Annotated in this window: 17 protein-coding genes and 1 pseudogene; 5 read left to right on the top strand and 13 right to left on the bottom strand. The window is 70.2% G+C overall.

All coding sequences use genetic code 11. The features are described from left to right. The first annotated feature begins 376 nt into the window (after positions 1-376). Complete coding sequence (thiE, locus tag P1Y20_RS09690; protein ID WP_304448461.1) at positions 377-1012, top strand: thiamine phosphate synthase; 636 nt, start codon at positions 377-379, stop codon at positions 1010-1012. Beyond that, on the top strand, positions 1005-1829 hold the full coding sequence (gene thiM, locus P1Y20_RS09685) for a hydroxyethylthiazole kinase (protein WP_304448460.1): 825 nt from the start codon (positions 1005-1007) through the stop codon (positions 1827-1829). The genes thiE and thiM overlap by 8 nt, the downstream gene beginning before the upstream one ends. Position 1830: 1 nt before the next feature. On the opposite strand, the gene P1Y20_RS09680 is transcribed toward thiM, so the two are convergent. Beyond that, positions 1831-2313 carry a peroxiredoxin family protein gene (locus P1Y20_RS09680; protein ID WP_304448459.1) on the bottom strand — a complete coding sequence of 161 codons (483 nt, stop codon included), beginning with the start codon at positions 2311-2313 and terminating at the stop codon, positions 1831-1833. Between the two features lie 124 nt (positions 2314-2437). Here P1Y20_RS09680 and P1Y20_RS09675 point away from each other — a divergent pair, with 124 nt between their 5' ends. Next, the gene (locus tag P1Y20_RS09675; RefSeq protein WP_304448458.1) at positions 2438-3400 is read left to right on the top strand and encodes a carbohydrate kinase family protein; all 963 of its coding nucleotides are present in this window, start codon (positions 2438-2440) and stop codon (positions 3398-3400) included. Here the strand turns inward: P1Y20_RS09675 and P1Y20_RS09670 are convergent. From P1Y20_RS09670 to P1Y20_RS09625, 10 genes are all read right to left on the bottom strand, one after another. After that, positions 3388-4512: a M24 family metallopeptidase gene (locus P1Y20_RS09670; protein WP_304448457.1), complete on the bottom strand. Its 1125-nt coding sequence runs from the start codon at positions 4510-4512 to the stop codon at positions 3388-3390. The two genes, P1Y20_RS09675 and P1Y20_RS09670, sit on opposite strands and share 13 nt — an antisense overlap. After that, positions 4509-5627 (bottom strand): Gfo/Idh/MocA family protein, encoded by a 1119-nt coding sequence (locus tag P1Y20_RS09665; RefSeq protein ID WP_304448456.1) that lies wholly within the window; start codon positions 5625-5627, stop codon positions 4509-4511. The genes P1Y20_RS09670 and P1Y20_RS09665 overlap by 4 nt, the downstream gene beginning before the upstream one ends. 41 nt (positions 5628-5668) lie before the next feature. After that, positions 5669-6637, bottom strand: coding sequence for a sugar phosphate isomerase/epimerase family protein (locus P1Y20_RS09660; protein WP_304448455.1), 969 nt, complete (start codon positions 6635-6637; stop codon positions 5669-5671). A gap of 164 nt (positions 6638-6801) precedes the next feature. After that, positions 6802-7884: a Gfo/Idh/MocA family protein gene (locus tag P1Y20_RS09655; protein ID WP_304448454.1), complete on the bottom strand. Its 1083-nt coding sequence runs from the start codon at positions 7882-7884 to the stop codon at positions 6802-6804. 86 nt (positions 7885-7970) lie between these two features. Then, positions 7971-8177, bottom strand: a complete 207-nt coding sequence (locus P1Y20_RS09650) for a DUF8005 family protein (protein WP_304448453.1) — start codon at positions 8175-8177, stop codon at positions 7971-7973. Further along, entirely contained in the window at positions 8167-9312 is a 1146-nt protein-coding gene (locus P1Y20_RS09645) for an ABC transporter ATP-binding protein (protein ID WP_304448452.1), read from the bottom strand. The genes P1Y20_RS09650 and P1Y20_RS09645 overlap by 11 nt, the downstream gene beginning before the upstream one ends. Positions 9313-9323: 11 nt before the next feature. Next, positions 9324-10247: a carbohydrate ABC transporter permease gene (locus tag P1Y20_RS09640; protein ID WP_304448451.1), complete on the bottom strand. Its 924-nt coding sequence runs from the start codon at positions 10245-10247 to the stop codon at positions 9324-9326. A gap of 1 nt (position 10248) precedes the next feature. Continuing rightward, positions 10249-11235 (bottom strand): carbohydrate ABC transporter permease, encoded by a 987-nt coding sequence (locus P1Y20_RS09635; RefSeq protein WP_304448450.1) that lies wholly within the window; start codon positions 11233-11235, stop codon positions 10249-10251. A gap of 2 nt (positions 11236-11237) precedes the next feature. Continuing rightward, positions 11238-12707, bottom strand: coding sequence for an extracellular solute-binding protein (locus P1Y20_RS09630; RefSeq protein WP_304448449.1), 1470 nt, complete (start codon positions 12705-12707; stop codon positions 11238-11240). 87 nt (positions 12708-12794) lie between these two features. Then, positions 12795-13874, bottom strand: coding sequence for a TrmB family transcriptional regulator (locus tag P1Y20_RS09625; protein WP_304448448.1), 1080 nt, complete (start codon positions 13872-13874; stop codon positions 12795-12797). Between the two features lie 164 nt (positions 13875-14038). Here P1Y20_RS09625 and P1Y20_RS09620 point away from each other — a divergent pair, with 164 nt between their 5' ends. Then, a complete protein-coding gene (locus P1Y20_RS09620) occupies positions 14039-14485 on the top strand; it encodes a universal stress protein (protein WP_304448447.1) in 447 nt (148 codons plus the stop codon). A 49-nt stretch (positions 14486-14534) separates the two neighbouring features. Here P1Y20_RS09620 and P1Y20_RS09615 read toward each other — a convergent pair whose 3' ends face one another. Next, a complete protein-coding gene (locus P1Y20_RS09615; RefSeq protein WP_304448446.1) occupies positions 14535-15101 on the bottom strand; it encodes a DUF8173 domain-containing protein in 567 nt (188 codons plus the stop codon). A 118-nt stretch (positions 15102-15219) separates the two neighbouring features. Here P1Y20_RS09615 and P1Y20_RS09610 point away from each other — a divergent pair. Next, positions 15220-17407: pseudogene (locus P1Y20_RS09610) on the top strand (NADP-dependent malic enzyme). Positions 17408-17502: 95 nt separating this feature from the next. Here P1Y20_RS09610 and P1Y20_RS09605 read toward each other — a convergent pair. Then, positions 17503-18840 (bottom strand): right-handed parallel beta-helix repeat-containing protein, encoded by a 1338-nt coding sequence (locus tag P1Y20_RS09605; protein ID WP_304448445.1) that lies wholly within the window; start codon positions 18838-18840, stop codon positions 17503-17505. Between the last annotated feature and the right edge of the window lie 14 nt (positions 18841-18854).

Here is an 18854-nt window from a genome sequence, read left to right as displayed (position 1 = left end):
TCCGTCGAAAATACGTACCTGACCCTGGTCAGACGGTAACATAGCGTTTACGGAACCCGCGAGGACCGCCGTCCGCCACGGTGGCGCGCCGCGGGGGGAGCCCGCGGCGCGCGTGTGGACGCATGTGTGGTAGCCGCCGAGCGCGACACACTCCCGGCGATACCGCGGTTCCTGTTCCCGCAGTGGAATGACAGACGGTAACCTGGAACCACTCGATACGAGGGGCGCCCGAGATATGGACGTTGGTTTCGTGGCAAAGTATGTCACGGTCTGTCGCAGTGGTGCGGTTTTCTCCCCTCGCTCTTCGCACCACGCTCGCGGCACGCGACCAGAACGCTCATCGCCCCGCTCCCGAAATCACCGCCAGATATCACCGATGAATCCCGACGACCTGCGAGTGTACCTCGTCACCCAGCAGCACCTCTCCGCCGGCCGGTCGACGCCGGCCGTCGTCGCCGACGCGCTGGCCGGCGGCGCGACGTTCGTCCAGTTACGCGAGAAGGACCGCCCCGCCCGCGAGCGATACGAGGTCGGCCGGCGCGTCCGCGAACTGACGGCCGAGGCGGACGTCCCCTTCGTCGTCAACGACCGGGTCGACCTCGCGCTCGCCCTGGACGCCGACGGCGTCCACCTCGGCGACGACGACCTGCCGGTCCCGGTCGCCCGCGACCTCCTCGGCGACGACGCCATCGTCGGTCGGTCGGTCTCGACCGTGGCCGCCGCCCGCGAGGCCGTCGACGCCGGCGCGGACTACCTCGGCGTCGGGGCGGTGTTCGCCACGGGGTCGAAGGACGTCGACCCGGCGGACGCGGACATCGGGCTGGAGCGGGTTCGAGACGTCGCGGACAGCGTTGACGTCCCGTTCGTCGGCATCGGCGGCATCACGGCCGACAACGCCGCACGGGTCGTCGAGGCGGGGGCCGACGGCGTCGCCGTCATCAGCGCCCTCACGGACGCGCCGGACGTGGCGGCGGCCGCACGGGCACTTCGGGAGGCGGTCGACCGTGTCTGAGTCGGTACAGCCCACGCTCGCCTCGTCGCTCGCGTCGGTGGCGGCGACGGGTCCGCTCGTCCACTCCGTCACGAACGCGGTGACGGTCAACGACGTGGCGAACGTCACCCTCCACTGGGGCGGCCTGCCGGTGATGGCCGACGACGAGCGGGAGGTGGCGGAGATGGTCGCGGGTGCCGACGCCCTCCTGCTCAACGCCGGCGACGTGAGCGAGCGCGGCGAGCGGACGATGGTCGCGGCGGGGCGGGCGGCCAACGACCACGGCGTGCCCGTGGTCCTCGACCCCGTCGGGGTGGGGGCGACGCCGACGCGGACGGCCGTGGCCGAGCGCCTCGTCGCCGAGGTCGACCTCGCCGTCGTGAAGGGGAACTACGGCGAGGTGAGCACCCTCGCGGGCGCGGCCGGCGAGGTGCGCGGCGTCGAGTCCGTCGGCGAGTACGCGGACATCGCGGCGACGGCGCGGGCCTGCGCCGACACCACCGGGAGCGTCGTCGTCGCCTCCGGCGAGCGTGACGTCATCGCGACGTCCGAGCGGGCATTCGGCGTCGAGGGCGGTCACCCCATGCTCGGGCGGGTCGTCGGCACGGGGTGTATGCTCGGGGTGACGCTCGCCACGTTCTGCGGGGCCGTCGCCGACCCCCTGACCGCGAGCGTCGACGCCGTCGTCGGCTACGGACTGGCCGCCGAGCGGGCCGCCGAGACGGAGTACGGCGGGCCCGCGAGCTACAAGATTCGCTTCCTCGACGCCGTCGCCGGCCTCTCCCCCGAGGCGGTCGACGCCGACCTCGCGGGTCGCGTGACGCGACTCGACGGCTGACCTAGCCGCTGAACGGGTCCTCGAAGTCGTTGCGGACGAAGTAGCGCACCCAGTTGCCGTAGGTGCGGTCGGCGGGGTGGTCGGCGACCTGTTCGTAGCGAATCACGCCGTCCTCGTCGATAACGTAGGTGCCGGCGATGCCGGTGAGGCCGTGGCTCGTCTCCTCGGTGCCGCTGTAGGCCTCCGCCACCTCCCCGTCGGGGTCGGCGAGCAACTGGACGTCGAGGTCGAAGCGGTCGCGCATCTCGGTGAGCCTCGGGAGCGGGCTCGTCACGACCGGGAGGACGTCGACCCCGTCGTTGAACCAGAGGTCGTAGGACACCTCGCTGAACGTCTGGAGCTGTTCGGCGCAGAAACTGCACCAGTGGCCACGGTTGACGAGGACGATGGTGGGACCCGACTCCAGGGTCTCCGACAGCGAGACCTCGCCGCCGGCGGTGCTCTCGAGTGTGAACTCCGGTGCCTGCTCTCCTTCGAGCGTCATACCCGGGTCGAGGAGTGTCGGACGCATAACCTGCGGGGCGGTCGTGCCGCCGCCGTACACGGACGCGGTGGGATTGATGTAGCGGCATCGGAGAAGCTTTTTCTCGTCCTCTCGATTCGCCCGTATGTCACCCCCACCCGTGCTCGTCGCCGGTGAGACGCTCGTCGACTTCCTGCCCGAGCGGGTCGGTTCGCCGGCGACCGTCGAGACCTACCGACGCAGGGCCGGCGGCGCGTCCGCGAACGTCGCCGTCGCGCTCGCGCGCCTCGACCGGGCGCCGTGGTTCTGGACGCGCCTCGCGACCGACCCCCTCGGCGGGTTCCTCGCCGACACGCTCGACGCGGCGGGCGTCCCCGACCGCTTCGTCGAGCACGACCCGGACGCGAAGACGACGCTCGCGCTCGTCACCCACGACGAGGCGGCCGTCCCGACGTTCTCGTTCTACCGCGACCGGGGTGCCGACACCCGCTTCGAGGTGGGGACGGTCCCCGACGAGGCGCTCGACGCCGTCGAGTGGGTCGTCTTCGGCGGGGTCGTCCTCTCGACGGACGCCGGCCGGCACGCGGCGCGCGACCTCGTCCAGCGCGCCCGCGAGCGCGACTGCACCGTCGTGTTCGACCCGAACGCCCGACCCGAACTCTGGTCCGAGGGGGCCTTCGAGCGTGCGCTGGCGGCGGTGCTCCCGCTGGTCGACGTCGTGAAGGCCAGCCCGGACGACCTCCGGGTGGCGGGGTTCGAGGCGAGCGACCCCGAGGCGCTCGCGCGCGCCGTCTGTGAGCGCGGCCCCCACACCGTCCTGCTCACGCTCGGGGGCGAGGGGTCGCTCGCGGTGACGACCGACGACGCGCCGTGGGCCGCGACGCGCGTCGACCACGGCGGCTACCCCGTCGACGTCGTCGACACGACTGGGGCCGGCGACGCCTTCCTCGCGGGCGCGGTCGCCGCGCTGGTCGACGGCCACGACCTCCCCGAGGTACTGGCGTTCGCCAACGCCGTCGCCGCGCGGACGACGACCGAGCAGGGGGCGATGGCCGCCCTCCCCGACCGCGAGGCGGTCGAGGCGTTCCGGGCCGACTACGGCTCGTAGAGCGCGGGGCGCGTGACGGTGACGCCCGACCCGTCCGTCGCCGTCACCTCGAGGGTCGGCCAGTCGTCCGCGTCCGTGCGCGTCAGCGTCTCGACACCGTCCTCGGTGACGAGCACCGTCTCCTCGCTCTTGGCGCCCCGGACCGTCGGGTTCCACGCGTAGCCCATCGGGAGGCGGACGGGGGCGGGGTGGTCGGGGGTGGCTATCCACTCCCGGCCGGCGAAGCCGGCGGCGCCACCCTGGTGGTGGTACGCCCACTCGCCGTCGAAGCCGGCGGCGTCGTAGGCGTCCTGGACGGCCGCGAACACCTCCCCCGCCGTCCCGCCCTCGCGCCCCACGCGCCGCGTCGCCGCGAGCGCCGTCGCCTCGACGCGCGCGGCCGCCCGGTGGCGCTCCGCCAGCCACGTCGGCGGGTCGAACGCCACCGTCCGCGTGCAACTGGCGAACAGGCCGCCGCGCTCGGCGGTGACCGAGACGAGGGCGTAGTCGCCCAGCGGCGCCGTCGTCGGCGTGTAGTGACGGTAGCGCCGCGCGCGCTCGCCGCCGCCGACGAGCGCCACCGGCGAGTCGACGCCGCGCGCGGCCAGGTCCCCCCGGAGGCGGGCCGCGACCGCCCGCTCCGTGTCGTCGCGTTCGCACGCCCGACAGACGGACTCGACCGTCTCGGCGACGGCCCGACAGAGCGCCCGGTAGCGCGCCGCGTCGCCGTCGGTGAGGGGCTGTCGGAGGGCGCTCGCGTCGAGCGTCGCCAGCCCGGGGACGTCGACGTCCGCGGCCGCCGGGGTCGGACTCACCTCGCTCACGACGCTCGGCAGGTCGGCGCGGTACCAGTCGAACGTGACGACGGTGCAGTCGGGCAGTTCCTCGGTCCGGAGGCGGGGCGCCTCGATGTCGTCGGTGACCACCGTCAGCGCCTCGCCGTCGTAACCCGCCGCCGCCACGCCCGCGTCGCCCGCCCGGTCGACGACGTTGTCGCCGCCGGTGAGCCACGCGAAGCCGTTCGGACGGGCGAACCAGACCGCTTCGAGGTCGTTCGCGTCGAGGTACGCGTCGAGTCGCTCCCGGCGGGTTCGCCAGTCGAACTCGGTGGGGTCCGGGGTCGTGTCGCTCATCGCTCGACCGAGACGCGCTCGCCGCGCGCGTCGCTTCGTTCCACCGCGTCGAGGAGCCGCTGGGCCTCGAGACCGTCCTCGAAGCTCGCGTGGAACTCGTCGCGCTCGCCGGCCGCCGCCCGGAGGAACTCGTAGTTCTCGTGGACGAACGTGTGTTCCCAGCCGAGGACGTGGCCGGGCGGCCACCAGTGGTCGACGTAGGGGTCGTCGGCGTCGGTGACGAGCACCGTCTCGAAGCCGCGGTCGCCCTCGCGCAACACCTCCAGTTCGTTCAGGCGTTCGAGCGAGAACCGGAGGGCACCCTTCGTCCCCTCCAGTTCGACGGTGTGGTCGTTCTTGTGGCCGGTCGCCATCCGCGTCGCCTCGAAGGTGCCCATCGCCCCCGACTCGTAGGTCACCCGCGCGCCGTAGGCGTCGTCGACGGTGACCGGCCGGGTGTCGTCCTCGCCCTCGACGGGTCGCTCCTCGACGAACGTCTGCAGGCTGCCGTCGACCGACGTCGCCTCGCCGACCCGGTCGCCGACGAGGAAGCGCGCGAGGTCGAGGGTGTGGGCACCGAGGTCGCCGAGCGCGCCGCTGCCGGCCAGGTCGGCGTCGAGTCGCCACGACCACGGTGCCTCCGGGTCGACGAGCCAGTCCTGCAGGTAGCGCCCGCGGACGTGGCGTATCTCCCCGAGGTCGCCCGCCTCGACGAGGCGGCGCGCGTAGCGTAGCGCCGGGACGTAGCGGTAGTTGAACGCACAGCCGGCGACGGCGTCGCTCGCGCGGGCCGCCTCGGCCATCCGCTCGGCCGCCTCCAGCCCCGGCGCGAGCGGTTTCTCACAGAGCACGTGGACGTCCGACTCCAGCGCCCGAATCGACGGCTCGGGGTGGAGGTGGTTCGGCCCGAGGTTGTAGAGGACGTCCACCTCCTCGATGGCGGCCTCCCAGTCCGTCTCCGTCGCCGCGAACCCGAGGCGGTCGGCCGCCTCCGCGAGCGCCGCCTCGTCGCGACCGACGAGGACGCTCCGCTCGGTCTCCGGCGCGTCCGGGAAGAACATCGGCAGGCGCGCGAGCGCGTTGGCGTGTGCCTTCCCCATGAAGCGATACCCCAGCATCCCGACGTGGAGCGTCATCGCGTAGGTGTCTCGTCGGGGGAGGCGAAAGGCGTTCGGGCCTACTCCGCCCAGTAGGCCTCGCCGGGCTGGGTCTCGAAGACGGCCCGGTCGAGCAACTCGACGGCCTTCTCCAGTCCCTCGCGCGAGGAGGTCAGCGAGTCCTCGTGTTCGATGGAGAGCGCGCCGTCGTAGCCGACCATCCGGAGCGTGGAGACGAGGTCCTTCCAGTGGGCCTCGCCGTGGCCGTAGCCGACCGTCCGGAAGAGCCACGAGCGGTCGACCTCCTCGTCGTACGGCGTGGTGTCGAGGACGCCCTTCTCGCGGGAGACGCTGTCGTAGACACGGGTGTCCTTCGCGTGGACGTGGTGGATGGCGTCGCGCTCGCCGAGCAGGCGGACGGCGGCGAGGACGTCGATGCCCTGCCAGTAGAGGTGCGAGGGGTCGAAGTTCGCGCCGACGCGCTCGCCGGCGGCCTCCCGGAGGCGGAGCAGGCCGGTCGGCTCGTACACCAGCATGTTCGGGTGCATCTCGATGGCGAGGTCGACGCCGTGCGCCTCGGCGTGCTCCGCCAGGTCCGCCCAGTAGTCGGTCGCGAGGTCCCACTGGTAGTCGTGGGCGTCGGCGTGTTCGGCTGGCCACGGCGCGGTCACCCAGTTCGGCACCTCGTCGTTCGGGCCGCCGGCCGGTAGCCCCGAGAAGCAGGTGACGACGTCGACGTCCAGGGCGTCGGCGAGGCAGACGGCCTCGCGCAGTTCCGTGTCGGCGCGCTCCGCGCGCTCGTCGTCGGGGTGCAGCGGGTTGTTGTGCGTCGCGAGCGCGCTCACCGACAGGTCGTGGTCCGCGAGCGTCTCGCGGAGGGCGGCGCGCGCGTCGTCGTCGTCGAGGAACTCCTGCCGATTGAGGTGGTCATCGCCGGGGAACCCCCCGCAGCCGAGTTCGACCGCGCTCACGCCGATGGAGGCGAGGTACGCGAGTGCGTCGTCGAGCGATTCGTCGCCGAGTGGGACTGTGAGTACGCCGATGTGCATGGGTTGAGTGTCGGACCGCTGTCGTTCGACGGCGTTTCGTCGTCGGGGCACCTTAACGTCCCGGCCGTCCCGGTCGTCACGACCGTCGGGGGCACCGGCGCTCGGCCGCATCGCTCCGGCGTCGGTCGGCCGACGAACGGTCGGGGTCGGGGTCGGGGTCGAGGTCAGTCGGAGACGGAGAGGGCGTTCCCCTGGACGGAGACGGCACGGCCGGTCTCGGAGGAGCGGTAGATGCCGTCGAGGATGCGCTGGACCACGAGGCCCTGTTCGAGCGTGTTCAGCCGGGGGGGTTCGTCGCGTGCCACCGTGTCGACGAACGCGCGCAGTTCCGAGCGCATCGGCGGTCGGTTGCGCGTCGTCACCGTCGCGTCGGTGAAGTGGGGGGCGCCCTCGGAACTCGTCTCGTAGATGGTGAGGTTGCCGTCGAGGTCGAGCGTCGCGCCGGCCTCGGTGCCGTGGACGACGAACTCCGTCGTCGGCGGTCGGTTGCTCGCCCACGCCACCTCCAGCGAGACCGTCCGGTCGTCCGCGCAGCGGATGAACGCGCTCGCGGAGTCGTCGACGTCGAAGGTGCCCTCGGTGTCCTCGCCCCACATCTCGAGGTAGGTGTAGTCGTCGCGCCCGCCGAACGTCGAGCGGGTCACGCCGTTGACCTCCTCGACCGGCGGGTACGAGAGGAGGTGGAGCGCGAGGTCGATGGCGTGGACGCCGATGTCGACGAGCGCCCCGCCGCCGGATATCTCGCGGTTGGTGAACCACGACCCGCGGCCGGGGACGCCCCGCCGGCGGACGTAGTTCGCCTCGACGTGGGTGACCTCGCCGAAGCGCCCCTCGCGCTGGTAGTCCTTGAACACCTTGACGGCGTCGTTGAACCGGTTGAGGAAGCCCACCATCGCGTTCCCCTCGGCGGTCTCCGCGGCCGCGACGATGCGCTCTGCGCTCTCCAGCGTGTGTCCGATGGGTTTCTCCAGCAGGACGTCGAGACCGGCGTCGAACGCCGAGACAGCGTACTCCTCGTGGAAGCGGTTCGGCGTGGCGATGATGACGCCGTCGACGTCCTCGTACAGCACCTCGGGGTGCTCGTAGGCGCGCACGCCGAAGCGGTTCTCGAAGTGCTCGCACGCCTCCGAGGCGATGTCCATTCCGCCCGCGACCTCGACGACCCCCTCCGCGGCGAGCGACTCCAGGTGCTCGGCGTGGATGTGGCCGATGTTTCCTAGACCGATGATGCCAATTCGTGGTGCCATTCTCGTATCGACTTCGTGATTGGACCGTGATTCATGTGTCGTTCCATCGTCGCCGAAATCCGACCGCCCTCTCCGGGTCGTCGGAGTCAGTAGAGCTGCCGTTCGCGCTCCTCTCGCTCCCGTTCGCGCTCCTCTCGCTCCTGCTCGACCGCCCGGCCGCGCCGGTACTGTCGCAGCGCCGGCAGGTACCGCCCCCGGAGGTCGCGGACGAACGCGACGATACCGTAGACCCAGAAGAAGAAGAGGAGGGTCACGCCGCCGAGGTAGAGCAGCGGGTCCACGTCAGCGCTCACCCCCGTCGGCGGTCATCTCGGGCTGGCCGGCGACGCCGTGGACCAGCGCCTCGCCGCTCTCGGTGTCGAAGAGGTGGACCTTCGTCCGGTCGAGGACCACCTCGACCTCGTCGCCCTCCGCGAGGTTGCTGTCGGGCGAGACGCTCATCAGCAGTTCCGTCCCCTCGTCCTCCTCCTCGTCGTCGAGGATGAGGGTGACGAATATCTCGTTACCCATCGGTTCGAGGACGTCCGTGCGCGCGCCGACCGGGTCCGTCCGGTTCGTGACCCCGTCGGCCTGTTCGACCGTGTAGACGTCCTCGGGGCGGACGCCGAGGGTGACGGCCGTCCCCTCGTCGGCGTCGACGGGCGTGTCGATGCCGACCGAGAGCGCCGAGGAGGCGAACTGGCCGTCCTCGTACACCCCCTCGACGAAGTTCATGCTCGGCGAGCCGATGAAGCCCGCGACGAACAGGTTCGCCGGTTCGTTGTAGCAGGTCAGCGGCGGGGCGAGTTGCTGGAGGTTCCCCCCGTCGATGATGGCGATGCGGTCGGACATCGTCATCGCCTCCGCCTGGTCGTGGGTGACGTAGATGGTCGTCGCCCCCAGTTCGCGGTGCAGGCGCTGGAGTTCCGTGCGCATGTGGACGCGCAGTTTCGCGTCGAGGTTCGCCAGCGGCTCGTCCATGAGGAACGCGTCGGGGTTGCGGACGATAGCGCGGGCGATGGCGACGCGCTGGCGCTGGCCGCCCGAGAGTTCGTCCGGCTGACGGTCGAGCATCCCCTCCAGCTGGACGATGTCGACGGCGCGCTCGACGCGCCGGTCTATCTCCTCCTTGTCGTAGTCGCGCAGGCGGAGGCCGAAACTGATGTTCTCGTAGACGTCCATGTGCGGGAACAGCGCGATGTTCTGGAACACCATCGCCACCCCGCGGTCCTTCGGCGGGAGGTTCGTCACCTCCCGTTCACCGATGTACACCTCCCCCTCGCTGGGCTGGGTGAGGCCGGCGATCATCTCCATGGTCGTGGACTTCCCACAACCGGAGGGGCCGACGAGCGTGAGGAACTCCCCGTCCCTGATGTCGAGGTTCATGTCCTCGACCGCGATGACGTCCTGGTAGCGCTTCCAAACTCCGTCGAGTGTAACTGTTGCCATGATGAATCACTTCACTCCTTGAGTGCCCCTGCCGTGAGGCCGCTGACGATCTTCTCCTGTGCGACGACGACGAGGATGGCGACGGGGATGACGGCCACGATGGAGGCCGCCGCCATCAGGTTGTACAGCGTCGAGTACTGCGTCTGGTAGTTGAGGATACCGTAGACCATCGGCGCCCAGTTGGTGAACTTCCCGCTCGTGACCATCAGGTACGAGAAGAAGAACTCGTTGTACACCGAGATGAACGTGAGGACGGCCGCCGTGGCGACGCCCGGCGCCGACAGCGGGATGATGACGCGGAACAGCGCGCCCAGCCGCGTCGACCCCTCGACCCGGGCGGCGTCCTCGAGGCCGTCCGGAATCTGGCTGTAGAACGTCGTGAGGATGAAGATGGAGAGGGGGAGGAACAGCGCGCTGAACGGCAGCACCATCGCGGGCGGCGTGTTGATGACCCGGGGGAACACCTGCACGCCGAAGACCATCACGTCGCCCTGGAACAGCTGGTACAGCGGGAGCAGGAACGCCGCCGGCGGGAAGTAGGAGATGGCGAGCACCGACAGCATCAGCGGCACCCGGCCGGGGAACTCCAGTCGGCCGAAGACGTACCCCGCGAGCGACGCCAGCGCGATGACGATGACCGTCGTGACGGTCGCGAGCACGAAGCTGTTGAACAGGTAGAAGTGGATGGGCACCACCTCGAATATCTCGACGAACGCTCCCGGGTTGAACCCCTTCGGGAGCAGACCCATGTCCTGGATGGCGCTCGTCGGCGTGAGCGCGATGACCAGCAGGTAGTAGAGCGGGAACAGCGTCGTGACGAGGAAGAATATCATCACGACGTAGAACATCGCCCGGTAGGTCCGTTCGGGGTCGCTGATGGCCCCCTGGACCCAGCGGGTGAACGGTCCATCGTTGGACTCTGACTCGGTCGCCATCTCAGAGACCCCCCCGTGCGAGGCGGGCGATGTTCACGGCCACGAGCAGCGAGATGATGCCCGCCGTGGTAAAGGCGATGGCGGCGGCCGTCCCGTACCGGCCGATGGTGAAGAACGTCGTCACCACTTGACACGAGAGCGAGGGGACGGTCGTACAGCCCGCGCCGGAGGCCTCGATGAGGCCGAAGACGCGCGCCGCGTCGATAGTGCGAAACAGCATCGCGACGGCCACCGTCGGGATGACGAGCGGGAGCGTGATGTAGCGGAACTGCTGGACGCGGGAGGCCCCCGAGACGCGCGCGACGTCGTACAGCGAGCGGTCGATGCTCTGGAGTCCCGCGAGGATGAGCAGCGCCATGAACGCCGACGTCTTCCAGATGTCGGCGACGATGATGAGCAGGAGCGAACTCCCGAGGTCGTTGAACGGCTGACTGGAGATGATGCCGAGGTCGGAGAGGGGTCCGACGGCGAAGCCGACGCCCGGCTGGAACATCAGGTAGAAGATCATCCCCTGGATGACGATGGGCACCGCCCACGGGAGGATGATGGCGACGCGGACCCAGCGCCGGCCGCGGAAGTCCTGGTCGAGCACCAGCGCCTGGCCGAAGCCGATGACCGTCTCGAAGAGGACGCTGACGACGGTGAACACGAGCGTCACCACCAGCGCGCTCTGGAGGGGCTGTTCGAGGCTGAAGAAGGGGTTGACGAGCGCCTTCTGGCCCGTGAACAGTTCGACGTAGTTCTGGAGGCCGACGAACTCGCCCACGCGCGTCGCCCCCGTCAACCGGTCCGCGTGCAGGGACAGTTCGAACGTGCTCAGCAGCGGCCAGAACGCGATGAGCCCGAGCAACAGGAACACCGGGGCCAGCAGCAGGTAGGCGAACTGCGATTCGTCGAGCGTCTCTAGCCAGCGCACCGACCGGGTGTACGCCCCGGACCGGCCGCCTCCGGCGTCGCGTTGCGTTCGTGTTTCGGTTTCAGTTCCCATGGTTACGTACTCCCCTCGATGACTTGCAGTTCGTTCTTCAGGTCCGTCATCGCCCCCGCCGGTGCCTGTTCGCGCGAGGCCGACCCGTTGACCGCACTCGAGATGGCGCTCGACTCCTGTGGCCAGAGCACCGTCACCGGCCGCGGCATGCTGTTCTGGCCGGCGACGTAGAGCGTCTCGGCGTAGCGTCCGGTCGGCTCGATGTCGCGGGCGGCCTGCGTCCGCAGCAGTTCGAGCTTCGGCGGGAGCCACCCCCAGATGCGGAACAGGCCGAGCATCACCTCGTCGGTGGTCGCCGCCTCGATGACCTCGCGGACCGCGTCGGGCACCTCCGTGTTCGGGTTGACCGTCATGTTCCAGCCCCCGAGCGCGGAGGTGGTGCCGCCCGTCCCCTCGGCCTGTGCGTTCGACGGTTCGGTGGCGTAGGGCAGGGGCATCACGCCGTAGTCGGTGCCGTAGTTCTCCTCGGTGGCGTTCGTGGCGATGGAGTACGGCCAGTTGCGCTGGGCGACGGTCTCGCCGTTGACCATCGCGTTGTGGACGTTCGGCTCCGACCACGAGAGGACGTTCTCCGGCGAGATGCGGGGGTAGCCGTCGAGCGCCGCGTCGTCGTCCTCGCCGTAGATGAACGACCGGGCCATCCGGATGGAGTTCACCACGGGTTCGGTGTCGACGGTGATGGGCCGTTCACCGATGGGGCCGAAGAGGTTGTCGCGCCCCCCGAAGTACGCGCCGCCCCAGGAGGTCATCATCTCGTTGAACGAGCAACACGAGAGCCCCTCGTAGCTGTCGAACGGGAAGACGTAGCCGTAGCGAAGCGACTCCTCCTCGTCCGCGTTCGCCTGGAGCGTCTCGGCCATGATCTGCGAGAACCGCTCCCAGGTCATCGGTTCGGTCGCCCAGTCGTCCTCGTCCGGCTGGAAGCCCGCGTTCCTGACGAGGTCCTTCCGGTACTGCATGACGCCGAAGTCGGGGAACAGCGGTACGCCGTAGAGGCTCCCGTCGCTCCCCATGGCCGTCGAGAGGCTCGATTCGAGGTACTCCGACTCGACGGTGTCGAGGACGTCCTGGGGGAGGAAGGAACTCAGGTTCGTCACCAGTTCGCGGTCGATGAACGTCCGCGTCCACCCGGAGTCCATCAGGATGAGGTCCGGGTCGGCCTCGCCGCCGGTGAGTTGTCGCATGTACTTGTCGCGCCGACTCCCCGAGTCCTGGACGCCGGGTTCGAACGTGATGCGGATGTCGTTCGAGAGGCCCCCCTCCTCGTGGAACAGGGCCCGTATCTCGTCGCCGACCGCCTGGGCGGCCGACGGGTCGAACCCGAACGAGACGACCGTCTCCCCCCCGGACCCGGTCGTCCCGTACAGACACCCAGCGAACCCGGCGCTGACGCCCGCTGCGCCGGCCGCGGCGATGAACCGGCGTCGAGTGGCCCGCCGGCCACCGCTCTCTCTACTGCTGTCCCGTGGCATTGCCTGTCACGAGTCGGCCGAACAGGGAATATAATTACTGTACTACAACGGCCGTAGTTGATACGAGAAGATGGAGTTCACGGCGGGCTACCTGTCGCTGGGCCAATCGATGTCGTCGACGGTGATCCGCGTCGCCTCGACCTCCTCGACGACGGCACCCCACCCACCGACCGCGTGGGTCCGCTCGCCGTCGTCGACGACGAGCGTGGCCCGCCCCGCGAGGTCACGCAGACTCGGCGTCGCGCCCGACACCTCCGACGCCGTCCGCACGTCCACGACGTCGCCGCGTATCGTGCGCGGGTCGCCGCTCGTGAGGTCCCGTCCCTCGACGGTGACGCGGACGGTCGCGCCGTCGGCGAGCGCCGGCGTCACGTCCCGGAGACAGCGCCGCAGGTCGACGTACTCGCGCGGGAGGCCGTCCTCCCCGTCGCTGTGGACGACCGGCCACGGCTCCCAGAGGCAGGTCTGGAAGTACCAGTTGAAGACGTAGGTGTGCGCCCGGTCGTCGACGAGGACGCCGTAGCGGTCGACCGAGTCGGCGTGGTGAGCGAAGCAGGTCTGGTGACGGTCGACGAGCGCGACGAACGGTGCGGGGAGCGGCCGGTGGCGCACCTCGCTGCAGATGCCCTCGAAGCGCGCGCGTTCGGGTGCCGGCGCGTCGGGGTCCGTGTGGACGACGACGTTGACCGCGGCGCCCCGCTCGCGGGCCGCACGAAGGGACCCGCGTAGCGACCCGAACTCGGACTCGCTCACCGACAGTTGGACCTGGTGGGTCGCCCGCTCGATGCACGTCCGCGCCCGGTCGAGGACGGTGTCGAAACGGTGGACGAGACTCGCGCGGGGGCTCTTCACGTCCGGCTGTTCCCAGCGCGCCTCGACCTCCTCGGCGGCCGCCTCGAACTCCGTGGCGCGCTCGCGCAGGTCGGCGAGCACCTGTGCGGGGCTGTGCGCCCGCGCGCAGCGGTGCTCTCGCTCGTAGGTCTCGATGTACCCCCGCGACTCCAGGTCCCGCAGGACGTCGTAGATGCGCGCCGAGGGGACCTCGGCCGCCTCTGCCAGTTCGGTCGCGGAGGCGGTTCCGAGGTCGAGCAGCGCGACGTACGTGCTGGCCTGGTACGGCGACAGTCCCGCCTCGCGAAACGTCGCCACGAGCGCCTCGGTGTCCATGGTCGTGCACTGGTCGCCGGCGCGTAAAGCCTTCTTGTCGACTCGTTTCGCCATCACAGTCGCATACGGCACCGGACGGGGCCCCGAACTCCACGGACGACTTCCCGTCAGCTGTCATCGAAGCGACCGAAACGCTGTTCGTGCGCGACGTGTTCGCTAGCGCCATGGCACTCGACACAGTCCTGCTCGCAGTCGGTGAGGGTGACGAAGACCGCATCGACGCGCTGGCGCGGACGGTCAGCGACATCGCCGGCCCGGCGGGCGCGACGGTGACGCTCGCGCACGTCTTCACCGAGGCGGAGTTCGCCGCGGTGGTCGAACAGCTCGACTACGACCCGGACGGGCCGGTCGACCCCGACGAGGTGGCGAGTCGCCACGCGACGGTTCGCTCGCTCGCGTCGACGTTCGACGCCGGCGGCGTCGAGTACGTCGTCCGGGGGGCGGTCGGCCCCCACGGCGAACGCATCGTCGCGCTGGCACGCGGCACCGGGGCGAACCTCGTCGTCGTCGGCGGACGCAAGCGCACCCCCGCCGGGAAGGCCGTCTTCGGGAGTACGGCCCAGGAGGTGATGCTCAACGCCCCCTGCCCGGTGACGTTCGTCCGCGAGTAGGTGTGCAGCCCGTGACGACCGACGTGACGGCGGGTGGGACGGCCGGTCGTCAGCCCCCTGGCGTCCCGTCACCCGTCGACGCGCCGTCGTCGCGGTAGTCGAGGTAGGCCGCGCCCATCCCGAGGCTGCTCAGGACGAAGCCGAGGAGACCCCCGAGGAGTGGGACGACGGCGACGGCCACCGCGAGGAACACGGCCACGAGCAACACGAGGGGGCGGCTGTCGGTGACGACCCGGCCGGCCGCGAGGTAGCCGAGTGTTCCGGCGACCGCGACCACGACGGCCAGTGGAATCACCAGCAGGCTCCCGACCACCGTGAGCACCAGCACGACCACGAGGACCACGACGGCGACGCCCAGACCGACCCCGTAGACGAACGTCTCGCCGGGGTCCTCGGTTATCCGTCGGGTCGTCCGGCCGGTGTACGTCGGCGCGAACGCGAGCAACCCACCACCGACGACGAGGGCGACGAGCGACGCGACGGCGGCCTCGACGCCGACGGTGGTGCCCGTATCGAACGGGCGCTGAGCGGCCGCCGGGGCGGCGAACAGCGGGACGAGGAGGAGCGAGGCGACGATGCGGTGGCGGCGGGGACGGGCCGGGGAACGACTCGACATGCTGATTGTCGTCTTCACGCTCATGTCATACGAGGATAAACAGTCCGGTCGGGACGCCACGACGGCGGTACGACACGCGTCTGCCCTCGCTTATTAGGCTCCGGTCGCACCGGCCCGTATGGGACTCGACGAGGACGCGCTTCGGTACCACCGCGAATCACCCCCCGGAAAGCTGGAGATATCGACGACGAAGCCGACGAACACGCAGCGGGACCTCTCGCTGGCGTACTCGCCGGGCGTCGCCGCCCCCTGCCTCGAAATCGAGAGGGACCCCGACGCGGCCTACAGCTACACGTCGAAGGGGAACCTCGTGGGGGTCGTCTCCGACGGGTCCGCGGTCCTCGGTCTGGGCGACATCGGGGCGGCGGCCTCGAAACCCGTCATGGAGGGGAAAGGGGTGCTGTTCAAGCGCTTCGCCGACATCGACGTCTTCGACATCGAACTCGACCACGAGGAGACCGACGACTTCGTCTCGTCCGTCGCCGCGATGGAACCGACGTTCGGTGGCATCAACCTGGAGGACATCAAGGCGCCGGAGTGTTTCGAAATCGAGGCGCGCCTGCGCGAGGAGATGGACGTCCCCGTCTTCCACGACGACCAGCACGGCACCGCCATCATCTCCGGCGCCGCCCTCCTCAACGCCGCCGACATCGCCGGAAAGGCCCTCGACGAACTCGAGGTCACGTTCTCGGGGGCGGGCGCGGCCGCCACCGCCACCGCCCGTTTCTACGTCTCGCTCGGCGTCCGACGCGAGAACATCACGATGGTCGACATCGACGGTATCCTCACGGAGGCGCGCGCCGACGCCGGCGACCTCACCCCACAGACCGAACCGTTCGCGAAGGACGTCCCCGCGGGCCACGTCGGGGACGCGATGGCGGGCGCCGACGTGTTCGTCGGCCTCTCTGCGGGGGGCATCGTCGACGCGGAGATGGTCCGCTCGATGGCCGCCGACCCCATCGTCTTCGCGATGGCGAACCCCGACCCCGAAATCGACTACGAGACGGCCAAGAACGCCCGCGAGGACACCGTCATCATGGCGACGGGCCGCTCCGACTACCCCAACCAGGTCAACAACGTCCTCGGCTTCCCGTTCATCTTCCGCGGCGCACTCGACGTCCGTGCCACCGACATCAACGAGGACATGAAGGTGGCCGCCGCCCGCGCGCTGGCCGACCTCGCGAAGCGCGACGTCCCCGATGCAGTGATGAAGGCCTACGGCGACCAGCCCCTGCAGTACGGCCCCGAGTACATCCTCCCCAAACCCGTCGACCCCCGCGTCCTCTTCGAGGTGTCCTCGGCCGTCGCGGGGGCGGCGATGGACAGCGGCGTCGCCCGCGACGAGGTCGACCTCGAGGAGTACCGTCAGGCGCTCGAAGCCCGCCTCGGGAAGTCCCGCGAGATGATGCAGATCGTGGTCTCGAAGGCCCGGAGCGAACCCCAGCGCGTCGTGTTCGCCGAGGGCGACCACCCGAAGATACTCCGCGCGGCCCACCAGCTAGAGGAGGAGGGCATCGCCCACCCCGTCCTCGTCGGGGACCGCCACCGCATCTGGGAGCTGTCGGCCTCGCTCGGCCTGGACTTCGACCCCGAGATCGTCGACCCCGAGGAGGGGTCGCTCGCGCCCTACGCCGACCGCCTCCACGAACTGCGAAAGCGCAAGGGCGTCACCCGGACGCAGGCGGAGACCGTGGTCCGGCGCGACGGCGACTACCTGGCGAGCGTGATGGTCGAACTGGGCGACGCCGACGCCATGCTCACCGGCATCACCCACCACTACCCGACCTCCCTGCGCGCATCCCTGCAGGTGGTGGGGACGGCCGACGACGCCGAGTACGCCGCCGGGGTGTACATGCTCACGTTCAAGAACAGCGTCGTCTTCTGCGCCGACGCCACCGTGAACCAGGACCCCGACGAGGACGGACTGGCGGAGACGGCGAAACACACCGCCGAACTCGCCCGCCGCTTCAACGTCGAACCTCGCGTCGCCCTCCTCTCCTACTCCGACTTCGGGTCGGTGCAGAACGACGGAACGGCCAAACCCCGCCGGGCCGCGCGGGCACTCCAGTCGGACCCGACGGTGGACTTCCCGGTCGACGGGGAGATGCAGGCCGACACCGCCGTCGTCGAGGAGATGTTGACCGACACCTACCATCGCCTACAAACTCCTGCAACGGCTCGGTGGGGCGGAGGCCATCGGCCCCATGCTCGTCGGCATGGACAAACCCGTCCACGTCCTCCAGCGCGGCGACGAGGTCAAGGACATCGTCAACCTGGCGACGGTCGCCGCGGTCGACGCCCAGTAGGTATCCCTGGGCGTCTCGCTCGCGGCCTCCGGTGACGGGTTCGCCATCGTATCGGTGGGCCGGGCGAGCCACGGTGGCGCGCCTCGCGGGCCGTCTCAGCGTTCGTAGACGTTCCCGACGGTCGCGTTGCCCGCCGGGTCGTCGATGGGCGCGACGCCCACGTCGTAGCCGAAGTCGTCGACGAGCGCCTCGGTCCGGTCGTCGAACCACGGGACGAGCGCGACGCCGTAAGCGGCGTCCGGCCAGTCGACCGTCGTGTCCGTCACCTCCGACCCCGGCCGTCGCTCCAGGACGACCGCCGCGTTCCGCAGGTCGTCGTCTTCGTTCAACCGCCCGTCGCCGACGATGGTGGTCTCGCGCAGCAGGATGCCCCACTCGTCGGGGTCCGGCGGCGCGCGGTCCCAGCGCTTCTCGGGCGCGTGCGCGAGTACCGCCGGGACGCGGTCGGCGTTGCACGTGACGTCGCAGTTCTCGATGGTCACGTTACCGCCGGCGGAGTCGACGACGATGCCCCACGCCGGCAGGGAGCCGCCCGCGTAGCCGGCGCCGTTAGGGTCCGACGGTTCCTCGACCCGGATGGTGACGTTCTCGATGACACCGCCTGCCTCCTCGGAGTTCTGCGGGTCCCAGTAGACCGGGTTCGCGGCCTCGTAGGTGCCGACGTTCCGCGGGTTCTGGTCGTCGAGGTCGACGGTGATTTCCGAATCGCGGATGGAGGAGTCGCTCCCGCCGTTGCGGGCGGCCGCCAGCGCGCAGTTCTTCCACCGGCAGTTCTCCATGTGGTTGGTCCCGCTCGTCCCGACGTACGGTGCACCGTCGCCGGGGTTGTTCTCGACGTCGAGGTTCCGCCACGTGAGCGTCCCCTGGTGTCGGTCGAACGCCCCGCCGAAGCCGCGGGAGGCCCCGTGGCCGGTTATCTCCGCCGGCCCGCTGTACTCGACGTCGTCGACGAGTCCCTCGCCGTTCGGGTCCTCGACGGCGAGGAAGAGGAACCACTTGTCCCCGTTCGACGTGCTCGGGGTGAACCCCTGTTTGCGGAGACGACGGACCTGGAGGTCGTCGTCGGCGAGGACGACGTGGCCGAGCGCGCCGGACGTCTCGCGCTCGCCGTAGTCGACCGCGTAGTTCTCGAGGAGGACGTCCCGGACATCGGTGAGGTAGAGGATGTACGCGTCCCCCTCGTCCTCCGGTCGGAACCGGACACCCTCCGGGTCGTCGCCGAGGCCGCGGAGACCGAAGCGCTCGACGCCCGACGCGCGCACGGCCGCCGTCTCCCCCGTCGGGACGCAGTAGGTCCCCGGGGGGACCTCGATGAGCGTCCCCGTCTGGACGTGCGGGTCGAGCGCGATCGGGTCGCCACCGGTGGGGTCCCACCCGAGGTCGGCGACGGCGTCCTGTCGCCTGTCGAAAGCGGGGCGCGTGACTGGTGTCATCCGTGTTCCCCTCG

Source organism: Halomarina ordinaria (assembly GCF_030553305.1).
Taxonomy (GTDB): Archaea; Halobacteriota; Halobacteria; order Halobacteriales; family Haloarculaceae; genus Halomarina; species Halomarina ordinaria.
This window is presented reverse-complemented; position numbering and strand designations above follow the sequence as displayed.